Below are 19447 nucleotides of genomic sequence, written 5' to 3' on the forward strand. Positions count from 1 at the left end.
GCCGGGATGCACCGGCGCAATCCCCGCATGGCCTCACCAGCAGAACCCCACATACCGCCCCGCCAACGGCTCCAGTTCGGCCCAGCCGTTGATGTCCAGAATCGTGTGCTCCGTCGTCACCCGGGCCGCCAGTTCCTCGATCCCGGCCACCCGCTGCGCCGCCAGGATCAGCCCGCTCCGCCCCAGCGCCTCCCCCAGATCCGCACGCAGCAGTTGCGCCAGGTGCGGCATCCGCGTGTCGATGGCCCGCTTGTTCGCCCCCACCAGCGCCGCCAGGTTCAACTGCGGATCGTAAATCCGCACCGTGTACCCCCGCCCCAGACAATGCTGCGCCACCTCCACCATGGCGCTCTCGCGCAGGTCGTCAGTCTGCGACTTGAACGACAGACCCAGCACCACCACCTCCCGGTGCCCCGACGCTTCCACCAACTCCAGCAGGCTCTGCAGGTGCCGCTCGTTGCTCGGCAGCAGGCTCTCCAGCACCGGAACGCCTACCCCCGACTGGCGCGCTTGTTGCACCAGGGCCCGCACATCCTTCGGCAGACACGACCCCCCGAACGGATTCCCGGGACGCAGATAGTACGGCGACAGGTTCAACCGCGTGTCCTCGCACAACAGTTCCATCACCGCCCGCGCATCCACCCCAAGCCCCTTGCCCAGCCGGCCAATCTCGTTGGCAAACGCCACCTTCGTCGCGTGAAAGGCGTTGCATGCGTACTTCACCAGTTCCGCCGTCTCCCAGCCCACCACCCGCCCTGCCTCCCCCACCAACCCCTTCCATGCCCCCCGCAACGGCGCCCCGTCCCGGGTTCCCAGCACCGTCAGGGACGGTCGCTCGAAATCCGCCACCGCCGACCCTTCGCGCAGAAACTCGGGGTAGTACACCACCTCCAGTCCGCCCTCCTGGACCAGCCCTTCCAGTCCCTCTTCCACCAAAGCCCGGGTGCTCCCCGGCAGCATCGTGCTGCGAAACACCAGCGCGTGCTCTCCTCCCTTCGCCCTCACCGCGTCCCCAATCTCCCCCGTCACCTGCCGGACGAACCGCAGATCCAATCCACCCCCCGCCCGCGACGGCGTCCCCACACACACCAGCGACACCTCCGTCGCCAGCACCGCCGCCCGCGCGTCGGTGGTCGCACTCAGTCGTCCCGCCTTCAGCCCCGCCGCCAAGTGCTCCTCCAGTCCCGGCTCAATGATCGGCGGTCGCCCCTGCCCCAGTTCCTCCACCTTCCCCGCCGCCACATCCACCCCCACCACCCGGTGCCCGCGGGCCACCAGGCAGCCCGCCGTCACCGCTCCCACATAGCCCAGCCCGAACACCGAGACATTCATCGTCCAGCCACCCTACCAGTCCAGGCTCCCGGGTGGACAGCCCACACAGGAGGGTTCCAAGGCCCGAAGGCCCCAAAGCCACGCCCCCCCAACCTTCGCGCTCCGCCTCAGTCCATGATCCCGATGACCGCCGCTCCCGCCGCAGTGCATCCCGGAGTTGTCGGTAGAGGTGCGAACTCCGCCAAGCGGCGCTTCGGAGGGCCGAGTTCCACGAGGCCGCAACGGTGTGGAGCGTTGGGTTGTGGACTCGCAGAGCTCGTCCCTCCGGTTCGCTGGCTCGTTACCGACAACTTGGGGATGCACTGCTCCCGCCGCCACCCGGCACTCGGCCGAACTGACCGGCGACAAGCTCATCCGCCGCAACCTGATGGAGCGCTCCGGCCGGAATTCAGCTGGAGGGCAGGAAGCGCAGAGTCAACAAGAATATGTCAGGTTTGCTATTGGACTGCGGTCAACAATAGCGGGTCTGACTTATTATTATGTCAACTGTATGTCTCCTGCCCTTTGTTGGATGGCCGGTCAATAACACTGCGCCTGGCTGTATAATTCATCGGATCCGCGTTTTCAGTTGTACCCGAACACCCCTCCCGCGAAAGCATTGCACCCATGTCCCGTTGTTCGTTCGCCAGTTGGGTCGGCCTTGCGATGGCGACCTCCTCGCTCCTATCGGTCGGGGCCGCCGATTATCGTCCGCCCCGCAAGGACCTCGGCTTCCCGATCTACACCAACATGCCCCCGGGACGTCAGGTCGGCGGACAGCATGCCCCCGCCTCCACCCCAGCCCTCTCCCCCGAAGCCGCCCAAGCCCGCTTCACCACCCCCGAAGGCTTCGAAGTCCGCCTCTTCGCCAGCGAACCTGAGGTCGTCAATCCAGTCGCCATGACCTGGGACGAACGCGGCCGCCTCTGGGTCGTCGAGCTGTACGAATATCCCATGGGCGCCAAGGAGGGGCAGCGCCCGCGCGACCGCATCAAGATCCTCGAGGACACCGACGGCGACGGTCGTGCCGACAAGGTCCATGTCTGGGCCGACGGCCTCAATCTCGCCACGGGCATCCTCCTCGGCAACGGCGGCGCCTACGTCGGGGTGGCGCCGCATCTCCTCTTCATGCAGGACACCACTGGCGATGACCGCGCGGACAAGTCCACCGTCCAGTTGGCCGGCTTCGGCCTGCAGGATCGCCACGAACTCCTGAATGGCTTCGCCTGGGGCCCCGACGGCCAGCTCTATATGACCCACGGCGTCTTCACCCGGTCGGAGGTGGTGGACCCCGCCGATCCTCAGTCCGAACCCGTCCTCCTCACCGCCGGACTCGCCCGGTTCGATCCTCGCCGGCAGCGCTTCGAGGTCTTCGCCGAAGGCACCAGCAATCCGTGGGGCGTCGATTTCGACCGCTATGGCAATGCCTACGTCAGTGCCTGCGTCATCGAACACCTCTTCCACCTCGCCCCCGGAGGCATCTACGACCGCCAGGCCGGCAGCGAACCCCATCCCTTCGCCTACCAGCGCCTCCCCTCGATCAACGATCACCGCCACCACATGGCGGCCTACGCCGGTGTGCAGGTGTATCAGGGCGACCAGTATCCGGACGAAAACCTCGGCTCCATCCTCCAGGGCAACATCCACGACCACTCGGTCCACCAGGACGTCCTCCGCCCCAATGGCTCCAGCGCCATCGCCTCGGCCTGGCGCGATCTCGTTCGCGCCAACGACGGCTGGTTCATGCCGGTCAGCGTTCAGGTCGGCCCCGACGGCGCCGTGTGGATCATGGACTGGTACGACCGCTACCCGTGCTACCAGAACGCCAACGCCGACCCCGATGGCGTGGATCGCGAACACGGCCGCATCTGGCGCGTCGTGTACACCGGCAACGAGAAGGGCAGACCCGTCCCCTCCCGGCCCCAACGCGACATGGACCTCGGCCGCCTCTCCACCGCAGAACTCGTCCGCCTCCTCGAACACCCCAATGTCTGGCACCGCCGCACGGCCCAGCGTCTCCTCGACGACCGTCGCGATCCTGCCATGCTGCCCCCGCTGCACACCCTGTTCCGCACCGGTGGCTCCGTTCCCGCCGCCCGCCGCCTCGACACCCGGCTCGCCGCCTTCTGGACCCTGTCGGCTTCCGACACCCTCGCCGAGGATCTCCTCGCCGCCGCCATTGGGGACTCCGAACCCGCCGTCCGCACCTGGGCAGCCCGATACATCGGCGAGCGTCAACTCGCCTCCCCTCGTCACCTCGCGGCCCTCACCCGCCTGGCCGCCGATCCCGACCCCGCCGTCCGCCTCGCCGTCGCCGTCGCCTGCCGCCAGTTCACCTCCGGCCAGCTCACCGTCAACCGCCCGCCCGCCACGCCGGATGTCGATGTCGGGCCGATCCTTGCCGCCCTCGTCGCCGCGTCAGCCGACGGCCGGGATCCCGTCCTGCCCTTCATGATCTGGCACGCCGGCGAACCCCGCCTGGCGGAACATCCCTCTCTCGCCCTCGCCTGGCTCGCCGAGCACGGCCCCCGGCATCGCCCCCTCACCGACGCCCTCGCCTCAAAGGCCATGCGGCGCCTCTGCGACCTCGGCGACCCCTCGTCCATCGACCTCGCCGTCGCCTTCATCGAGCAGATCCTCCCATCGAGCGTCCCCTTCGCCATCGCCGCCCTCGAAGGGCTCCTCCAGGGACAACAGGCCCGCGCCCTCCTGCCAACCCGCCCGGTCACCCCTCTGATCGCCAGTCTGATCCGCCATTCCGACGCCCGGGTGGCCGCGCTCGGACAACGTCTCGGAGCCCGCTGGGGCGACAACGACGCCCTGCGCGCCGTCCGCGCCACCCTCGCCGATGCCTCCGCCACTCCCGACGCGCGCGTGCAGGCCATTCGCACGGCGCGCTTCGACCGTTCCGACATCACCCGCAACGCCCTTCTGGATCTCCTCGCCTCGCCCGCCCCGGAGGTCGTCCAGATCGAGGCCGTCGCCGCCCTTGGCGAACTCGGCGGGGACGCCATCGCTGATCAGCTCCTCGATCGCTGGCCCCGCCTCTCCCCGGCCGCGCAACGCGCCGCCGCCGCCGCCTTCGCCACCCGGCCACGCTGGGCCATGCCCCTCCTCGCCCGGGTCCGTACCGGCGCCATTTCCGCCAGCGACTTCGGCGCCCCCACCCTCCGCGCCCTCCTCCAGAACCGCGACCCGGCAGTCCGCCGCGAAGCCCAGGCCGCCATCGGTCGCTTTCGCGAAAGCCCCGCCGACAAGGCCAGGCTCGTCGCCGAAAAGCGTGCCGTCGTCCTCGAAGGCATTCCCGACCTCGCCGCCGGCCGGGAGATCACCCGCCAGGCCTGCCTTGTCTGCCACCAGTTCCTCGGCGAAGGCGCCGACATCGGACCCGATCTCACCGGGGTCGGCCGTGCCTCCCTCGATGCCCTCCTCTGGAACATCATCGATCCCAACCAGGTCATCGGCGCCGGCTACGAACAGGTCGAAGTCGAAACCCGCGACGACCGCGTCATCTCAGGCCGCCTCGTGGAAGACACCGACGTCCGTGTGCGCCTTCTCCTCCAGGGCCCAAAGGAGGAAATCGTTGCCCGCGCCGACATCGTCAGCCAGCGCACCCTCGAAACCTCGGTCATGCCCGAAGGTCTCGAACAGATGTCCGACGCCGATTTCCGGGACATGGTCTGGTACATCCTCGCCCCGCCGGAGGAAGGCCCCCTTACCCCGGAAAAACGCGACGCCCTGATCGGACGTTGAACCCACCCCCACACGTTTCCGCGTGACCGGCAGGCGGTGACCCTGGAGCCTCGCCTGCCGTGACATCGGACCAAGCCAGGGCCCTGCTCGTGGCCGTGAAGGCAGGGCACACCTCCGTGGACGAAGCCCTCCGTGCCTTCGCCGCCCCGCCCGTCGAGACGCTTCCCTTCGCCAGCGTGGACACCCATCGCACGCTCCGACAGGGCTTCCCCGAGGTCATCTTCGGCGCCGGCAAGACCGCTCCCCAGATGGTGGCCATCGCCCGCAAGATCCTTCGCGCCGACGGGCAACTCCTCGCCACGCGCGTCACTCCGGCCCAGGCCACCCAGCTCCGGCGCGCCTTTCCCAAGGCCGTCCATCATCCCGTCGCCCGCTGCGTCACCGTCGAACAGCCCCCCCTTCCCCGCCGCCCCGGCCACATCGCCGTCGTCGCCGCCGGGACCAGCGACCTGCCCGTCGCCGAGGAGGCCGCCGTCACCGCCGAGGTCATGGGAAACCGTGTCGAACGCATCTACGATGTCGGCGTCGCCGGCATCCATCGTCTCTTCGCCCGCCTGGAGGCCATCCAGTCCGCCCAGGTCATCATCACCGTCGCCGGCATGGAGGGCGCCCTGCCCAGCGTCCTCGGGGGATTGGTGCGGCGCCCCCTCATCGCCGTCCCCACCAGCGTCGGCTACGGCGCCCAGTTCGGCGGCCTCGCCGCCCTCCTCACCGCCCTCAATTCCTGTGCCAGCGGCCTCACCGTGGTGAACATCGACAACGGCTTCGGCGCCGCCTGCGCCGCCAGCCGCATCAACGCCCTGGTCGCCGAAGCCGGCCACAACCCCGCCTGATTCCACATCGCCCCGTTCCCAACCCCCGCCTTCCATCCATGCCCTCGCTCTACCTCGACATCCCCAGCGGCCTCAGCGGCGACATGCTCCTCGGTGCCCTGCTCGATCTCGGCGTGCCTTTCCCACATCTCGAAGCCGAACTTCGCAAACTCAACCTCTCCGGCTACCACCTCCACATCCACCGTGCCTCCCGCTCCGGCATCCAGGGCGTCAAATTCGATGTCCACCTCGAGCACGAGCACGAGCACGAGCACGAGCACGAGCACGAGCACGAGCACGAGCACGAGCACGAGCACGGGCACGGACATCCGCATCACCACGGCCACGAGCCGGCCGTGGATCATGCCCATTCGCACGATAGGGCCCACGCTCATCCCCATGGTCAAGGGCACGCCCACCCTCTCGACTCTTCCAACCCGGCACCGCCTCACGTCCACGGCCGCCGTTTCGCCGGAATCCGGGACCTCATCACCGCCAGTCCCCTCGGCGACTGGGTCAAGCAGCGGTCCCTCGGCGCCTTCCATCGCCTCGCCGTGGCCGAAGGCAAGATCCACGGCGAACCCCCAGACCAGGTGCAGTTCCACGAAGTCGGCGCCGTGGACTCCATCATCGACTTCGTCGGCGCCGCCATTGCCCTCGACTATCTCGGTCGTCCCGAAGTCTTCTCCGGACCCGTCGTGGACGGCACGGGCTGGGTCCGGTGCGCCCATGGCCGCATGCCCATTCCCGTCCCCGCCACCCTCGAAATTTTCGCCGCCCGCGGGGTCGCCGTAACCCAGTGCGAGGAACCTCACGAACTCGTCACCCCCACCGGCGCCGCCCTCCTTGCCGAATTCGTCACCGCCTTCGGCCCGCTCGCCGGATTCGTCCCGTCCCGGGTCGGCTACGGCCTCGGCACCCGCACCCTTCAATCCCGTCCCAACCTCGTCCGTGCTGTCCTCGGAACCGCCACAACCGCCGCACCCGCCACTCCGGCCGGCTCGGAGGCGGAGACCGACACGGTGATGGTCCTCGAAACCAACCTCGACGACCTCAGCCCCGAGATCCTTGGCCACGTCGCCGAACGTGCCTTCGCCCTTGGCGCCCTCGATGTCTTCCACACCCCGGTCCAGATGAAGAAGCACCGGCCCGGCACCCTCCTCACCCTCCTCGCTCCCCCCGCCCTGGCCGAACGCCTGACCGAACTCCTCCTGACCGAGACCACCGCCTTCGGCGTCCGCCGCACCGAGGCCACGCGACGCAAACTCGCCCGCGAAGTCATCACCGTCCCCACGCCCTTCGGACCCGTCTCGGTCAAACTCGGCCGCCTCGGATCCCGCCGCATCCAGGCCTCTCCCGAATTCGAATCCTGCCGCGAACGCGCCGAACAGGCGGGCGTCCCCATCCAGGCGGTGTACGACGCCGCCCGCCAGGCCACCCCCCCGGACCGGCCCTGACCCCCCTGCCATCTCCCGTTCACACCCTCAAATGGCCGTAAACTTCGTGCATATGCACGAAGTTTACGGCCATTTCCACAGGCGTCGTCCACCTTGGGGGGACGCCTGAACGAATTCCTGTTCCTTCGGCCCGGGACCACCGACCAGCCCTCCTGATGATGGCCCACACGATTCGGTCTCCTCGCGCGGACAGGATGACGCAACAATGCGTCAATCCACCGAAAGCCCTCCGCCAGACCACCCCGTACGGTGGCGGTGTCATGTCGCTGTCTGCACCCGCTCCCTCCGCGCTCCGGCACCTTCCCTCATCACCGTGCCACGAAGACCCGGACCCGGCCTCACTGGCCGCCTGGACCGACGCCGTTGCCCCTGAATGCCGGAACCTGGATCCCGATGGATCCATTCGAGTGGCCCTCCATGCCGGGCCCTCCGCCTGGTTCGACCTCCTCGCCGCCCTGGGAGACCTCACGTTTGTCACCCATGTTTCAGGCGCCACGCTGGGCTGGTGCGGCGACGCACCGCGCTTCGACCATACCGACTGGCCGGTCCTGCCGGCGTCCCGCACCTGGCCCTATGCCCCGAACCTCGCCGAGTTCGCACGCCTGTGGGCGCTCCGTGAAATCGACGCCACCGGAGTCAGACACCTCCTCGCCGTCCAGAACACGCCCGGCGCCGTATTTCATCGGATCATCGTCCCGCCCGGCCCGGGCAGCGACCGCCTCCTGGCCTTCATCGAACGTCACCAGTTGCCCCCGGATCGAACGCGTCCGTGGTTCCCGCCAAACCATGCCCGTGCCGCAGAACGTCACGCCTGTGTCCATCAGCGCATCCCCTGGCTCCAATCCCGCTGGGCTGCCCGCTCGCCCCGCATCCGCCGCCTGTCCCTCGTCCAGACTCTCGACCTCCTCGCAGCCGCGGTTTCCCACGCCCAACCGCTGCGCACCATGCTCTACAGCGAACCGCTGATCTGCGGGACGGCCTGGATCCCCGAACGGATCGTCGCCGAACCGCGCCCCGCTTCCCCCCTCCCGCCGTCTCCGCACGCCAGCCGCAAACTGCCCTGGCGCCTCCGCCTCTTTGGCGGTGCCTCCGGACTCGAACTTCTGCCCCACCTCATCGGCTCCGCCTGGCTCTGGATGGACCAGTGCGCCTGCTGCCAACGCTCCCGCTGGGCTGTCGAGATCGGCGGCATCGATGACCGCCTGATCCTTGCCCTGCTCGCCACCCATGACACCACCGAACCCGCCTGGCGCAGATTCCTCCGCACCACGCTGGACGGCTGATCCCTCCCGTCATGCCATGGCCCGGGCGATGGCGTTCCACCACCCGTCGTGCAACTCCGCCACCGGCGCTGAGACTTCCCCCGCGGTCGTCCGGATCGCCAACCGGTCCCCACCCACCGTCCCGATCCGGACCGCAGGCACGCCAAGCAACCGGGCCCGCTCCATCAACCCGCCCGCATCCACCGCCCGGCAGCTCACCACCACCCGCGACTGCGTCTCCCCGAACAACAGCGCGTCCAGGCGAACCCTGGACCCGGCCACCGGGGATGGACCTATTTCATGCCCTGCATCGGTCGGATCCGTCGGATCGGTCGGATAAGCCCGATCCGCCCCCTCGCCCCCCATCCCGCCCTCCAGCCCCGTCAGGTCCACCGTGGCCCCCAGAAACACCGGCGTGTGCCGCGCGTCGTACCGGCTGAAGCACGCCTCCGCCAGCGCCACCGCCAGCCCCCCCTCGCTGCAATCGTGCGCGCTCCTCACGGTCCCTGTCCGGATCAACCCCACCAGCGCCGTGTGCAACGTGCGCGCCACGTCGAGGTCGCAGCGCGGTGGCAACCCGGTCTTCCTCCCGTGCCGCACCTGCAGGTAAGCGCTGCCCCCCAGTCCCTGAAGCGGATCGTCTTCATCCACCACCGCCCCCAGCAGCACGATCGCGTCCCCCTCTTCCTTGAACCACTGCGTCGTCACGTGCTCCGGTCGCTCGATCAATCCCACCATCGCCACCGTGGGCGTGGGATCGATCGCCCCCAGCGCGCCGCGCTGGTTGTACAGGCTCACGTTCCCGCCCGTGACGGGTGCCTGGAAGGCCCGGCAGGCGTCCGCCAGTCCCCGCACGCTCTCCCGTAATTGCCAGAAAATCTCCGGGTTGTGTGGATTCCCGTAGTTCAGGTTGTCGGTCGCACCCAGTGGCACCGCCCCGGAACACGCCAGGTTCCGCGCCGCCTCCGTCACCGCGATCTTCCCGCCTTCATAGGGATCGAGGTACACGTAGGTCCCGTTCCCATCCACCGTGAACGCCACCAGCTTTTCGGCCACCGGCGCCGCCCCCCGCTCGGCCCCGCCGGGCACCGAGTCGCCCTTGATCCGGATCACCGCCGCGTCGCTCCCCGGGCACACCACCGTCCCGTTCCGCACCATGTGGTCGTACTGCCGGTACACCCAGTTCTTCGAGGCCAGGGTCGGCCACGCCAGCAGGGATCGCAGATCCGCCATCGGATCCGTGGTGTCGGCCAGCCCCTCCAGCCGGAAGGCCCGGACCCCTTCGAGATACGCCGGCTCCCGCGCCTCGCGTTCGTACACCGGCGCCTCGTCGGCCAGCGCCGCCGCCGGCAGATCCGCTATCACCCGGCCGCCGTGCTTCACCACCATCCGCCCCGTGTCCGTCACCGTCCCGATCTCCGACCACGGAAGATCCCACTTGTCGAACACCCGCTTCACCTCCTCCTCCCGTCCCCGCTGGACCACCACCAGCATCCGTTCCTGCGACTCGCTGAGCATGATCTCGTAAGGCGTCATGTTCGGCGCCCGCTGCGGCACCCGGTCGAGTTCGATCTCGATGCCCGTCCCCGCCCGCGCCGCTGTCTCGCACGTGGAACAGGTCAGCCCCGCCGCCCCCATGTCCTGCATACCCGCCACCGCCCCCGTTGCCAGCAGTTCGAGGCACGCCTCGCACACCAGCTTCTCCATGAAGGGATCCCCCACCTGCACCGCCCCGCGCTGCTTCTCCGCGCTCTCCTCCGTCAGGTCCTGCGACGCAAACGCCGCCCCCGCCAGCCCGTCACGTCCGGTGGCCGGCCCGACATAGAACACCGGGTTTCCAATCCCCCGCGCCGCCCCCCGGGTGATCTGGTCATGCCGCAGCACCCCCAGGCAAAAAGCGTTCACCAGCGGATTGCCCTCATAACTTGGATCGAAACAGACCTCCCCGGCCACCGTCGGGATTCCGAAACAATTCCCGTAATGCGCGATCCCGCCCACGACCCCGGCAAACAACCGCCGCACTTCCGGACGGCTCAGTTCCCCGAACCGCAACGAGTTCAGCGCCGCCACCGGACGCGCCCCCATCGTGAAGATGTCCCGGATGATGCCCCCCACCCCCGTGGCCGCCCCCTGGAACGGTTCCACCGCGCTCGGGTGATTGTGCGACTCGATCTTGAAGGCGATGGCCAGACCGTCCCCAACGTCCACGATCCCCGCGTTCTCCTCCCCCGCCCCCACCAGGATCCGCGCCGACCGCGTCGGAAAGGTCCGCAGCAGCGGCCGCGTGTTCTTGTACGAGCAGTGCTCGCTCCACATCACCGAGAAAATCCCCAGCTCGGTGTAACTCGGCTCACGCCCCAGGATCCCCTGAATGCGCGCGTATTCGTCCGGCGTGATCTGGTGACGGGCAACCAGCTCCGGAGTGATGGCGGGTTCGGTCATCGTAAAGCCCCCCGGCAAGGGGCCCGGAATCTTGCCCGCCCCAACCGCCCCACACAATCCCAACCCCGATAAGGTCCTCACCCTTCCGGTTTCAGGTTTCAGGTTTCAGGTTTCCGGTTTCAGGTCTCACCCCCCACCCTCCACCCCATGCAACGGCTGGGACGCAATCACAGGCGCTACCTGGGCGATACCCTCGACGTGCCGCGGATTCTCGCGGAACTCCGCACCGAGGCCGTCCGCAACGGCTGGACCCTCGGCTCCCTCACCACGGATTCCGGGACGGAACTTCCCGTCCTCACCCGCGCCCCGCGCCATGCAGGCCTCTGCGCCCCCCGGCTCTACTTCTCCGCCGGGATCCACGGCGACGAACCCGCCGGTCCGCTCGCCGTCCTGGAACTGCTCCGCCAGGCCATCTTTCCCGAGGATGCCTGGGGCTGGTGCTGTCCCTGCCTCAACCCCACCGGTCTGGCCCTCAACACCCGGGAATCCGCCGCCGGCATCGACCTGAACCGCGACTACCGCGAAGCCCATGCCCCCGAGGTGCGCGCCCACATCGAGTGGCTTCGTCGCCAGCCCCTCTTCGACCTCGCCCTCTGCCTCCACGAAGACTGGGAGGCCGCCGGCTTCTACGTGTACGAGGTCAATTCCGCCAACCAACCCTCCCTCGCCCCCGCCATGGTCGAGGCCGTCCGACCCGTCTGTCCCATCGACCTCTCGCCGGTCATCGATGGGCGCGACGCCCATCAAGGGATCATCCGGCCCACCCTCGACCCGGCCATGCGCCCCGAATGGCCCGAGGCCTTCTATCTCCTCCAGAACAAGACCCGCCTCAGCTACACCCTCGAAGCGCCCTCGGACTACCCCCTCGACACCCGCGTGGCCGCCCTCGTCGCCGGTGTCCGCGCCGCCTTCGACACCTTCACCCGGACGCCTCCGCCACGCGACGACACCTCACCGCCTCCGCCCTGACGCCTCCCCCGGCCGGCCTCGCCGTCCGGCCGCTGCGGGACCAAAACCCCTCGTCGCAGGGCCTCTTCCAGTTTTCAGACAGGCTCTCAAGCCCTCGGGTACCGCCATGGACCCCGGTAGTCCCGGCGCAGCAACCGGTTCGCCTCCCGGTCCCCAACCACCCGCTCCCGCGCGCCGTCCCACTCGATGCTCCGACCCAGCTTCAGGGCGAGCATCCCCAGCAGCGAGACGTTCGTGGAGTAATGGCACGCCTCGATGTCGCTCACCGGCCGCCCCCCGGTGCGGATGGCCTCGAGCAGATCCGCCCACAACTCCCGGATGTTCTGCTGGTCCGGCGTGTGCAACTGGGCCGGCTCCTCGATGACGGGCTTGCGGCTGTCCGACGGATAGAACTTCCACCCGCCAATCCACCCCATGTGGAACGTCCCTTCCGTCCCGTAGAAATAGCAGCCGACGTTCTCCCCCTTCTCCGCGTTGTTGCCCGCAAACTGACGGTGCTCCCAGGACAGCGTGAAGGACTCGAAATCGAATACCGCAACCTGGTGATCGGGCGCGTCGCTGCTCTGTTCGGCCGCATTGTACACCGCCGGTCCCTTGATCGGCCGGCCCCCCGACGAGGCGATCCGTCGCGGCCACTTCTCCTCCAGGATCCACAACACCTGGTCCATCCAGTGGATGCCCCAGTCCCCCAGCGTGCCATTGGCATAGTCGAGGTAATTGCGGAACCCGCGCGGATGGATCCCCCCCCGCCAGGGATTCGAGAGATCTCCCGTCGGCCCGTTGTAGTGCCGCAACGGCGCCGGTCCGCACCACAAGTCCCAATCCAGTTCCTTCGGCGGCTCGGAGTTCGCCAGCGGACGCTCCGGCCCCCCGCCATAATGCACAAACGCCCGCACCATCCCGATCTTCCCCGCCTTCCCCGATCGAAGGAACTCCCGTCCCGACACGTTGTGCGGCGACACCCGCCGGTGCGTGCCGACCTGCACCACCCGGTCGTGCCGCCGCGCCGCGTTCACCATGGCCCGCCCCTCCAGAATGGTGTGCCCGATCGGCTTCTCGACGAACACATGCGCCCCCGCCTCCACCGCGGCGATGGTTTGCAGCGGATGCCAGTGGTCCGGCGTCGCCACAATCACAATCTCCGGCTTCTCCCGCTCCAGCATCTCCCGGTAGTCCCGATAGGCCTTCGGATCGTCGCTCGTCTCCCGCCGCACCCGCTCCATCGTCGGATTCAGCAGCCGCGTGTCCACGTCGCACAGCCCCACCACCCGGCAGGCCCCCGATGCCATCGCCTCGCCCAGTATGTTGTTCCCCCACCATCCCGTCCCGATCAGGGCCGTCCGGTAACGGCGGGTCGGCGAATCCGCACCCACCAATCGCAGCGCCGGCAGGGTCGCGGCCGTCAGGGCGGTGGTTCGAAGAAAGGAGCGTCGTGTCAGTTGCATGGTCATCCGGGGTCCCGGTCCACGATCGTCGCGGACCCGCTGTGGAAGGCCGCAGACTGAACTCCCGCACCCGCCCCTGGCAAGCCGGCGAAATCCCCCGCCCGTTGCCGCAGTGCATCCCGGAGTTGTCGGTAGAGGTGCGAACTTCGCGAAGCGTCGCTTCGGAGGGCCGAGTTCCACGAGGCCGCAACGGTGTGGAGCGTTGGGTTGAGGACTCGCGGAACTCGTCCCTCCGAGTCGCTGGCTCGGTACCGACAACTTGGGGATGCACCGCCGTTGCCGCCAACCAAGCAATGGCAAGGGAATCCCAAGAAACGGCCAGATCGCCCCTCCGTCCGCAGGTATTCACAAGGTCATTCGCTACTGGCCCTCCAAAGAGTCTCCTCTTTCCAGCGCCAGACCAAGGAGAGCCGCCATCCCTTTCGCCATCCCCGTTCGCATCCCCAGCACCGCCAGCATCCAGGCCCCATGAAGAAATCCAAGCCCCCCTCCGGCACCCCCCGCCATCGGGCCAAAACCGGCGCCGCATCCCGCTCCAGCCTTCCCTCCCCGCCCGCCCCCCATTTCATCGTCGGCGTCGGCGCCTCCGCCGGCGGACTCGAAGCCCTCGGCAAACTCTTCGTCAACATGCCCGCGGATAGCGACCTCTCCTTCGTCGTCGTCCAGCACCTCTCCCCGGACTACAAGAGCTTCATGGTGGAACTGCTCTCCAAACGCACCGTCATCCCCGTCCTGCGCGCGGAGGATGGCATCGAGGTCAAGCCCAACCACATCTACCTCATCCCGCCCAAGAAGAATCTCAAGATCTTTCAAGGCCGGCTCCTCCTGGTCGACCCGGACCTCACCCGCGGTGTCAACCTCCCCATCGATGTCTTCTTCCGTTCCCTTGCCGAGGAAAAACAGCACCAGGCCATCGGCATCGTCCTCAGTGGCACCGGCAGCGATGGCACCATGGGCATCCGCGCCATCAAGGACGCCGGCGGCATGGTCATGGTCCAAAGCGAGGCCACCGCCCAGTTCGACGGTATGCCCCGAAGCGCCATCGGCACCGGCCTCGCCGACTCCATCCTGCCCCCCGAGGAAATGCCCCGCCAGCTCCTCACCTATCTCCAGCATCCCTTCGTCGCCAATCGGCAGACGCTGATGCGCAACCAGACGTCCACCGATACCCTGATGCACAAGATCTTCGCCCTCCTGCGGGATCAGTGCGGCGTGGACTTCTCCTTCTACAAACCCTCCACCATCGACCGCCGCATCGAACGCCGCATCAGCATCAATCAACTCCACAGCCTCGACGAATACTTCCAGTACCTCCACAGCTCCCCCCGCGAGGCCGGCCTCCTCTTTCAGGAACTCCTCATCTGTGTCACCCGCTTCTTCCGGGACCGCGAGGCCTTCGAGCACCTCGAAAAGGACGTCATCCCCGACCTCTGCCAACGCGCCCCGGCCAACGAGACCCTCCGCATCTGGGTCGCCAGTTGCTCCACCGGCGAGGAGGCCTACTCCCTCGCCATGTTGTTCGCCGACGAAATGCGCCGCCAGGGAAGAATCTGGCCGGTCAAAATCTTCGCGACGGACATTTCCAAGAACGCCATCGAAATCGCCAGCCACGGCCTCTACTCCGAAAGCGAGGTCGCCGATGTCCCACCCGACAAACTCAAACGCTTCTTCACCCGGAAGGCCGACGGCTGGCAGGTCAGCCCCGCCCTCCGCCAGATGGTCGTCTTCGCCAAACACGATCTCCTCAAGGATCCCCCCTTCACCAAACTCGACTTCGTCAGTTGCCGCAATGTCCTCATCTACTTCCAGTCCGCCCTCCAGTCCCGGGTGGTCAATGTCTTCCACTTCGCCCTCAAACCCGGCGGCATTCTCTTCCTCGGAAGCAGCGAAACCATCGGCGACCACACCGAAAAGTTCAATACCCTCAATACCCGCCACAAACTCTACCAGACCCGCCCCGGTGCCTATGTGCACGCCGGCTCCGCCCAGTCCCCCGTCCCCGAACGCTCCTGGCAACCCGATCCCATCCGCCTCGCCCGCCACCAGCCCGCCGCCGACCTCCGTCTCCTCGAAACCGTCTATCAGCAGATCCTCACCGACTACGGTCCCGCCTGCATCGTGGTCGATGACAACAACGAGATCACTCATGTGCTCGGCAAGGCCGGCGACTACCTCCACGCCCCCCCCGGAGCCTTCACCCGAAACATTCTCAAACTCACCAGCCACAACCTCTCCGTCACCCTCGCCACCATGCTCCATCGCGTGAATCGCGATGGTCGCGCCCATGCCATCGACAACGTCCGGTTTCACCAGGGACGGAAGGTCAGGTCCGTCCGCCTGCGCGTGAAACCCGTCCATCCCGAAAACCGCGCCGCCTCCGGCATCCGCCTGATCTTCATCGAACCCAAGGACTCCAGCCCGGCAACCCCACGCGTCCTCAAGGAGTTCAAGGCCGACCACACCGCCCGGCAGCGCATCAAGGACCTCGAACAGGAACTCGTGTACAGCAAGGAAACCCTCCAGGCGACCATCGAGGAACTCGAAACCTCCAACGAGGAACTCCAAGCCGCCAATGAGGAACTCCTCGCCGCCAATGAGGAACTCCAAAGCACCAACGAGGAACTCCAGTCCGTCAACGAGGAACTCCATACCGTCAACACCGAAAACCAAAACCGCATCGAGGAACTCACCGCACTCGGCAACGACATCAACAACCTCCTCGCCTCCACCCGCGTCGGCACCATGCTCGTGGACCCCGACCTCCGCATCCGCCGCATGTCCACGGCGCTGCAGTCCCTCACCCATCTTACCTCCGGCGACATCGGCGCCCCCCTCGAAGTCCTCAGCCGCGAACTCCAGTCCCCCGAAATCATCGATCTCGCCCGGCAGGTCTCACGCGAGTGCCAGACGCTCGAACACCTCGTCTCCGAACAGGGCGGACGCACCCTCCTGGTCCGCCTCGCACCCTACCGAACCGAAACCAACGCCATCAGCGGACTCGTGCTCACCGTCATCGACCTCACCGAAAACAGGCGGAAGGAGGCCCTCGTCCAGGGAGTCGTCGATGCCATGCCCGCTCATGTCGCCGTGGTGGACGATCTGGGACGGATCCTCCTCGTGAACCAGGCCTGGCGACGGTTCGCCCAGTCCGGTGAAAACCTCCCGGGAACAGGCGATGTGGGGAGCAACTACTTCGAGGTCTGCCGCGCCGCGCAGGATCGCGACCCGGCCGCCCGACGGTGCCTGGAAGGACTCGAATCCCTGCTGCGCGACGGGAACGCTCACTTCGAAACCGAGTATCCCTGCCACACCGGCGGCTCAACCCGCTGGTTCCTCGTGCATGCCAGCCGCCTCCCCGGCAACAACGGCCTGGTCATCGCCCACGTCGAAATCACCCGGCGCAAGGAGCAGGAGGCACGCATGGAACAGATGGCCCTGTGGTTCCAATCCACCCGCCATGCCGTCGTCGGCTGCGATCGGAACGGGCGCGTCGTGGTCTGGAACAGCGGTGCCGACCGATTGCTCGGATGGACCGCCGACCATGCAGAGGGCCGCAACATCACCGATTTCACACCCCCGGACGCCAGGGCGGAACAGCGCGCCCTCCATGCCCGGGTCCTCGGCGGCGAGGAACTCCCCTGCCAGCCCGCCCGACGCCTCTCCCGGGACCACGGAATCGTTCATGTGGGCATCGTCACCTCCCCGGCCAGGAATGCCGATGGGCTGACCACCGGCATCATCGAGTCGTTCTGCCATTGCTCCTCCAAGCAACTCCCCGGCTCCTGCTCCACCTCCGCCTGCCCCCTCCCCCAACCCCTCCGCAGAAAGCCCCATGCCAAGCCCACGAAAGCGCCCTGAAAAAACCCAGGCTCCTTCCCTGCGGGAGCAGGCCGAGGCGCGACTGACACCCACGAAGCCCTCCGTCAACAGGGAGGACGTTTCCGCCATTCTCCACGAACTGCGCGTGCACCAGACGGAGCTGGAAATGCAGAACCAGGAACTGCGTCGCGCCCAGCAGGACCTCGAAGCCAGCCGCAACCAGTACTTCACCCTCTTCGACCTCGCCCCGCTCCCCTACCTCGTCCTCGATCCCAAACATCAACTGCTCGACCTCAACCTCGCCGCCGCCGAACTGGTGGGCGTGCCCCGCAACCGCCTCAAAGGCCGGCCGTTCTTTCCCTGCGTCGCCGACTCCCACCGCGAGGCCTTTCACCAGCACCTGAACCAGGTCTTCGGTGACGCCCGCCCCACGGTCGGCGAGTGCCGCCTCCAGCGTCCCGATGGCGAGTTGCGCTGGGTCCGGCTCCATTCCCAGCCGATGCACGCCCAACCCTCGGCCACCCCGCTCTGCCTCACCTCCGCAGTCGATTTCACCCAACAGCGCGACGCCGAGGAGGCCCTGCGCCGCAGTGAGGTGGAACTGGAGGCCATCTACGACAACGCACCGATCATGATGTGCCTGGTCAATGAACATCGGCAGATCGAACGGATGAATCGCGCCATGGCCGCCCTGATCGGTCGCGCCAACTCCGACCCGGGCACCCGCAACGTCCATTCCTCCATCGCAGCTCACCTCGGCTGCTACAACGCCCTCCGCCGGGAGGAGGGCTGCGGCGCAGGCCCCCAGTGCGAACGCTGCCCCCTCCGCGAGGCCCTCATCGACACCTGCTCCACCGGCCGTCCCTGCCGCCAGATCGAAGGCCCGCTCTGGTACCGCCGTGACGGCGTCTGGTCCTCCATCGACGTGGCCGCTTCAACCACCCTCATCCCGCTCGAAGGAAAGTCCCACGTCCTCGTCTGCCTCGAGGACATCACCGGCCGCAGACAACTCCAGGCGCAGTTGCTCCAGGCCCAGAAAATGGAGGCCATCGGTCAGTTGGCCGGCGGAGTCGCCCATGACTTCAACAACATCCTCGCGGCCACCATGATGAACCTCTCCATGCTCCGCTCCGCCGCCACCGTCCCCTCCGCCGCCCAACCCTTCCTCAGGGAACTCGAACGCGGCGCCGAACGGGCCGCCAGCCTCACCCGCCAACTCCTGCTCTTCGGTCGGCGTCAGCACATGCAGACCAGACCCCTCGACCTCAACAAGGTCGTCGCCAGCATGCTCGACCTGCTCCGCCGCGTGCTCGGCGAACATATCCAAATCCACTGGACCCCGGCTGACGTTCCGGTGTGGGTCGAGGGCGACTCCGGAATGCTCGAGCAGATCGTCATGAACCTCTGCGTCAATGCCCGCGATGCCATGCCCGCCGGCGGCGGAATCACCCTCCTGGCCGATCGCATCCCGCTGACCCACCAGCAGACCGGTTCCCATGAGGACGCCCGCCCCGGTTCCTTCATCCGCCTGACCGTCTCCGATGCCGGCACCGGCATGGACGCCGCCACCCTCAGGCGGATCTTTGAACCCTTCTTCACCACCAAGGAACCCGGCAAGGGCACCGGCCTCGGACTCGCCACCGTCTATGGCATCGTCAAACAACACCACGGATGGATCGAGGTCCAAAGCCAGCCCGGAGACGGCACCACCTTCCGCGTCTTCCTGCCGGAGATCTCCGCCCCCCGCGAAACCCCCGCCCCCGAACCTGCCGGAGTCGTCCGCGGCCGCGGCGAACGCATCCTCCTGGTCGAGGATGACGAGGCCCTTCGCTCCCTCCTCGCAATGACCCTGCGCCGATACGGTTACCGCGTCGTGGAGGCCGACGACGGTCCCGATGCCGTCCGACATTGGGATCTCCACGCCGGCGCCTTCGACCTGGTCTTCACCGACATGGTCATGCCCGGCGGCATGACCGGACTCGACATCGTCAAGGAACTGCGCCAGCTCAAACCCCGGCTCCGCTGCGTCATCTCCAGCGGCTACAGCCTCGACCTGGTTCACCCGGACGGCATCGGCAACCCGGGCATGCGGTTCCTCCCGAAACCCTATCAGCCCTCCGCCCTGGTCACCCTCATCCGCGAGTGCCTTGATCAGCCCCATTGAGCCGGGCACAGTG

Annotated in this window: 11 protein-coding genes; 7 read left to right on the top strand and 4 right to left on the bottom strand. The window is 67.6% G+C overall.

Annotated features, from left to right (window positions below; all coding sequences use genetic code 11):
- Positions 1-33: 33 nt before the first annotated feature.
- Positions 34-1332 carry a UDP-glucose/GDP-mannose dehydrogenase family protein gene (locus KF833_16160; GenBank protein MBX3746844.1) on the bottom strand — a complete coding sequence of 433 codons (1299 nt, stop codon included), beginning with the start codon at positions 1330-1332 and terminating at the stop codon, positions 34-36.
- 606 nt (positions 1333-1938) lie between these two features.
- Between KF833_16160 and KF833_16165 the strand changes: the two genes are divergently transcribed.
- The 4 genes from KF833_16165 (at position 1939) to KF833_16180 (ending at position 8616) form a co-directional block, all read left to right on the top strand.
- On the top strand, positions 1939-5064 hold the full coding sequence (locus KF833_16165) for a HEAT repeat domain-containing protein (GenBank protein MBX3746845.1): 3126 nt from the start codon (positions 1939-1941) through the stop codon (positions 5062-5064).
- Positions 5065-5123: 59 nt separating this feature from the next.
- Positions 5124-5897, top strand: coding sequence for a nickel pincer cofactor biosynthesis protein LarB (larB, locus tag KF833_16170; GenBank protein ID MBX3746846.1), 774 nt, complete (start codon positions 5124-5126; stop codon positions 5895-5897).
- Between the two features lie 38 nt (positions 5898-5935).
- Positions 5936-7333, top strand: coding sequence for a nickel pincer cofactor biosynthesis protein LarC (larC, locus tag KF833_16175; GenBank protein MBX3746847.1), 1398 nt, complete (start codon positions 5936-5938; stop codon positions 7331-7333).
- Between the two features lie 407 nt (positions 7334-7740).
- Complete coding sequence (locus KF833_16180) at positions 7741-8616, top strand: hypothetical protein (GenBank protein ID MBX3746848.1); 876 nt, start codon at positions 7741-7743, stop codon at positions 8614-8616.
- A 9-nt stretch (positions 8617-8625) separates the two neighbouring features.
- Here KF833_16180 and purL read toward each other — a convergent pair whose 3' ends face one another.
- Entirely contained in the window at positions 8626-11037 is a 2412-nt protein-coding gene (purL, locus tag KF833_16185; protein ID MBX3746849.1) for a phosphoribosylformylglycinamidine synthase subunit PurL, read from the bottom strand.
- 147 nt (positions 11038-11184) lie between these two features.
- Between purL and KF833_16190 the strand changes: the two genes are divergently transcribed.
- Positions 11185-12006, top strand: a complete 822-nt coding sequence (locus KF833_16190; protein ID MBX3746850.1) for a M14 family metallocarboxypeptidase — start codon at positions 11185-11187, stop codon at positions 12004-12006.
- Positions 12007-12092: 86 nt separating this feature from the next.
- Here KF833_16190 and KF833_16195 read toward each other — a convergent pair whose 3' ends face one another.
- Positions 12093-13457, bottom strand: coding sequence for a Gfo/Idh/MocA family oxidoreductase (locus KF833_16195; protein MBX3746851.1), 1365 nt, complete (start codon positions 13455-13457; stop codon positions 12093-12095).
- A complete protein-coding gene (locus KF833_16200) occupies positions 13454-13741 on the bottom strand; it encodes a DUF802 domain-containing protein (GenBank protein ID MBX3746852.1) in 288 nt (95 codons plus the stop codon). Before KF833_16200 ends, KF833_16195 begins: the two co-directional genes overlap by 4 nt.
- A gap of 178 nt (positions 13742-13919) precedes the next feature.
- Between KF833_16200 and KF833_16205 the strand changes: the two genes are divergently transcribed.
- Positions 13920-17309, top strand: a complete 3390-nt coding sequence (locus KF833_16205) for a PAS domain-containing protein (GenBank protein MBX3746853.1) — start codon at positions 13920-13922, stop codon at positions 17307-17309.
- Entirely contained in the window at positions 17284-19434 is a 2151-nt protein-coding gene (locus tag KF833_16210) for a PAS domain S-box protein (protein ID MBX3746854.1), read from the top strand. Before KF833_16205 ends, KF833_16210 begins: the two co-directional genes overlap by 26 nt.
- Positions 19435-19447: the final 13 nt, after the last annotated feature.

This window comes from Verrucomicrobiia bacterium (genome assembly GCA_019634625.1).
GTDB lineage: Bacteria > Verrucomicrobiota > Verrucomicrobiia > Limisphaerales > CAIMTB01 > CAIMTB01.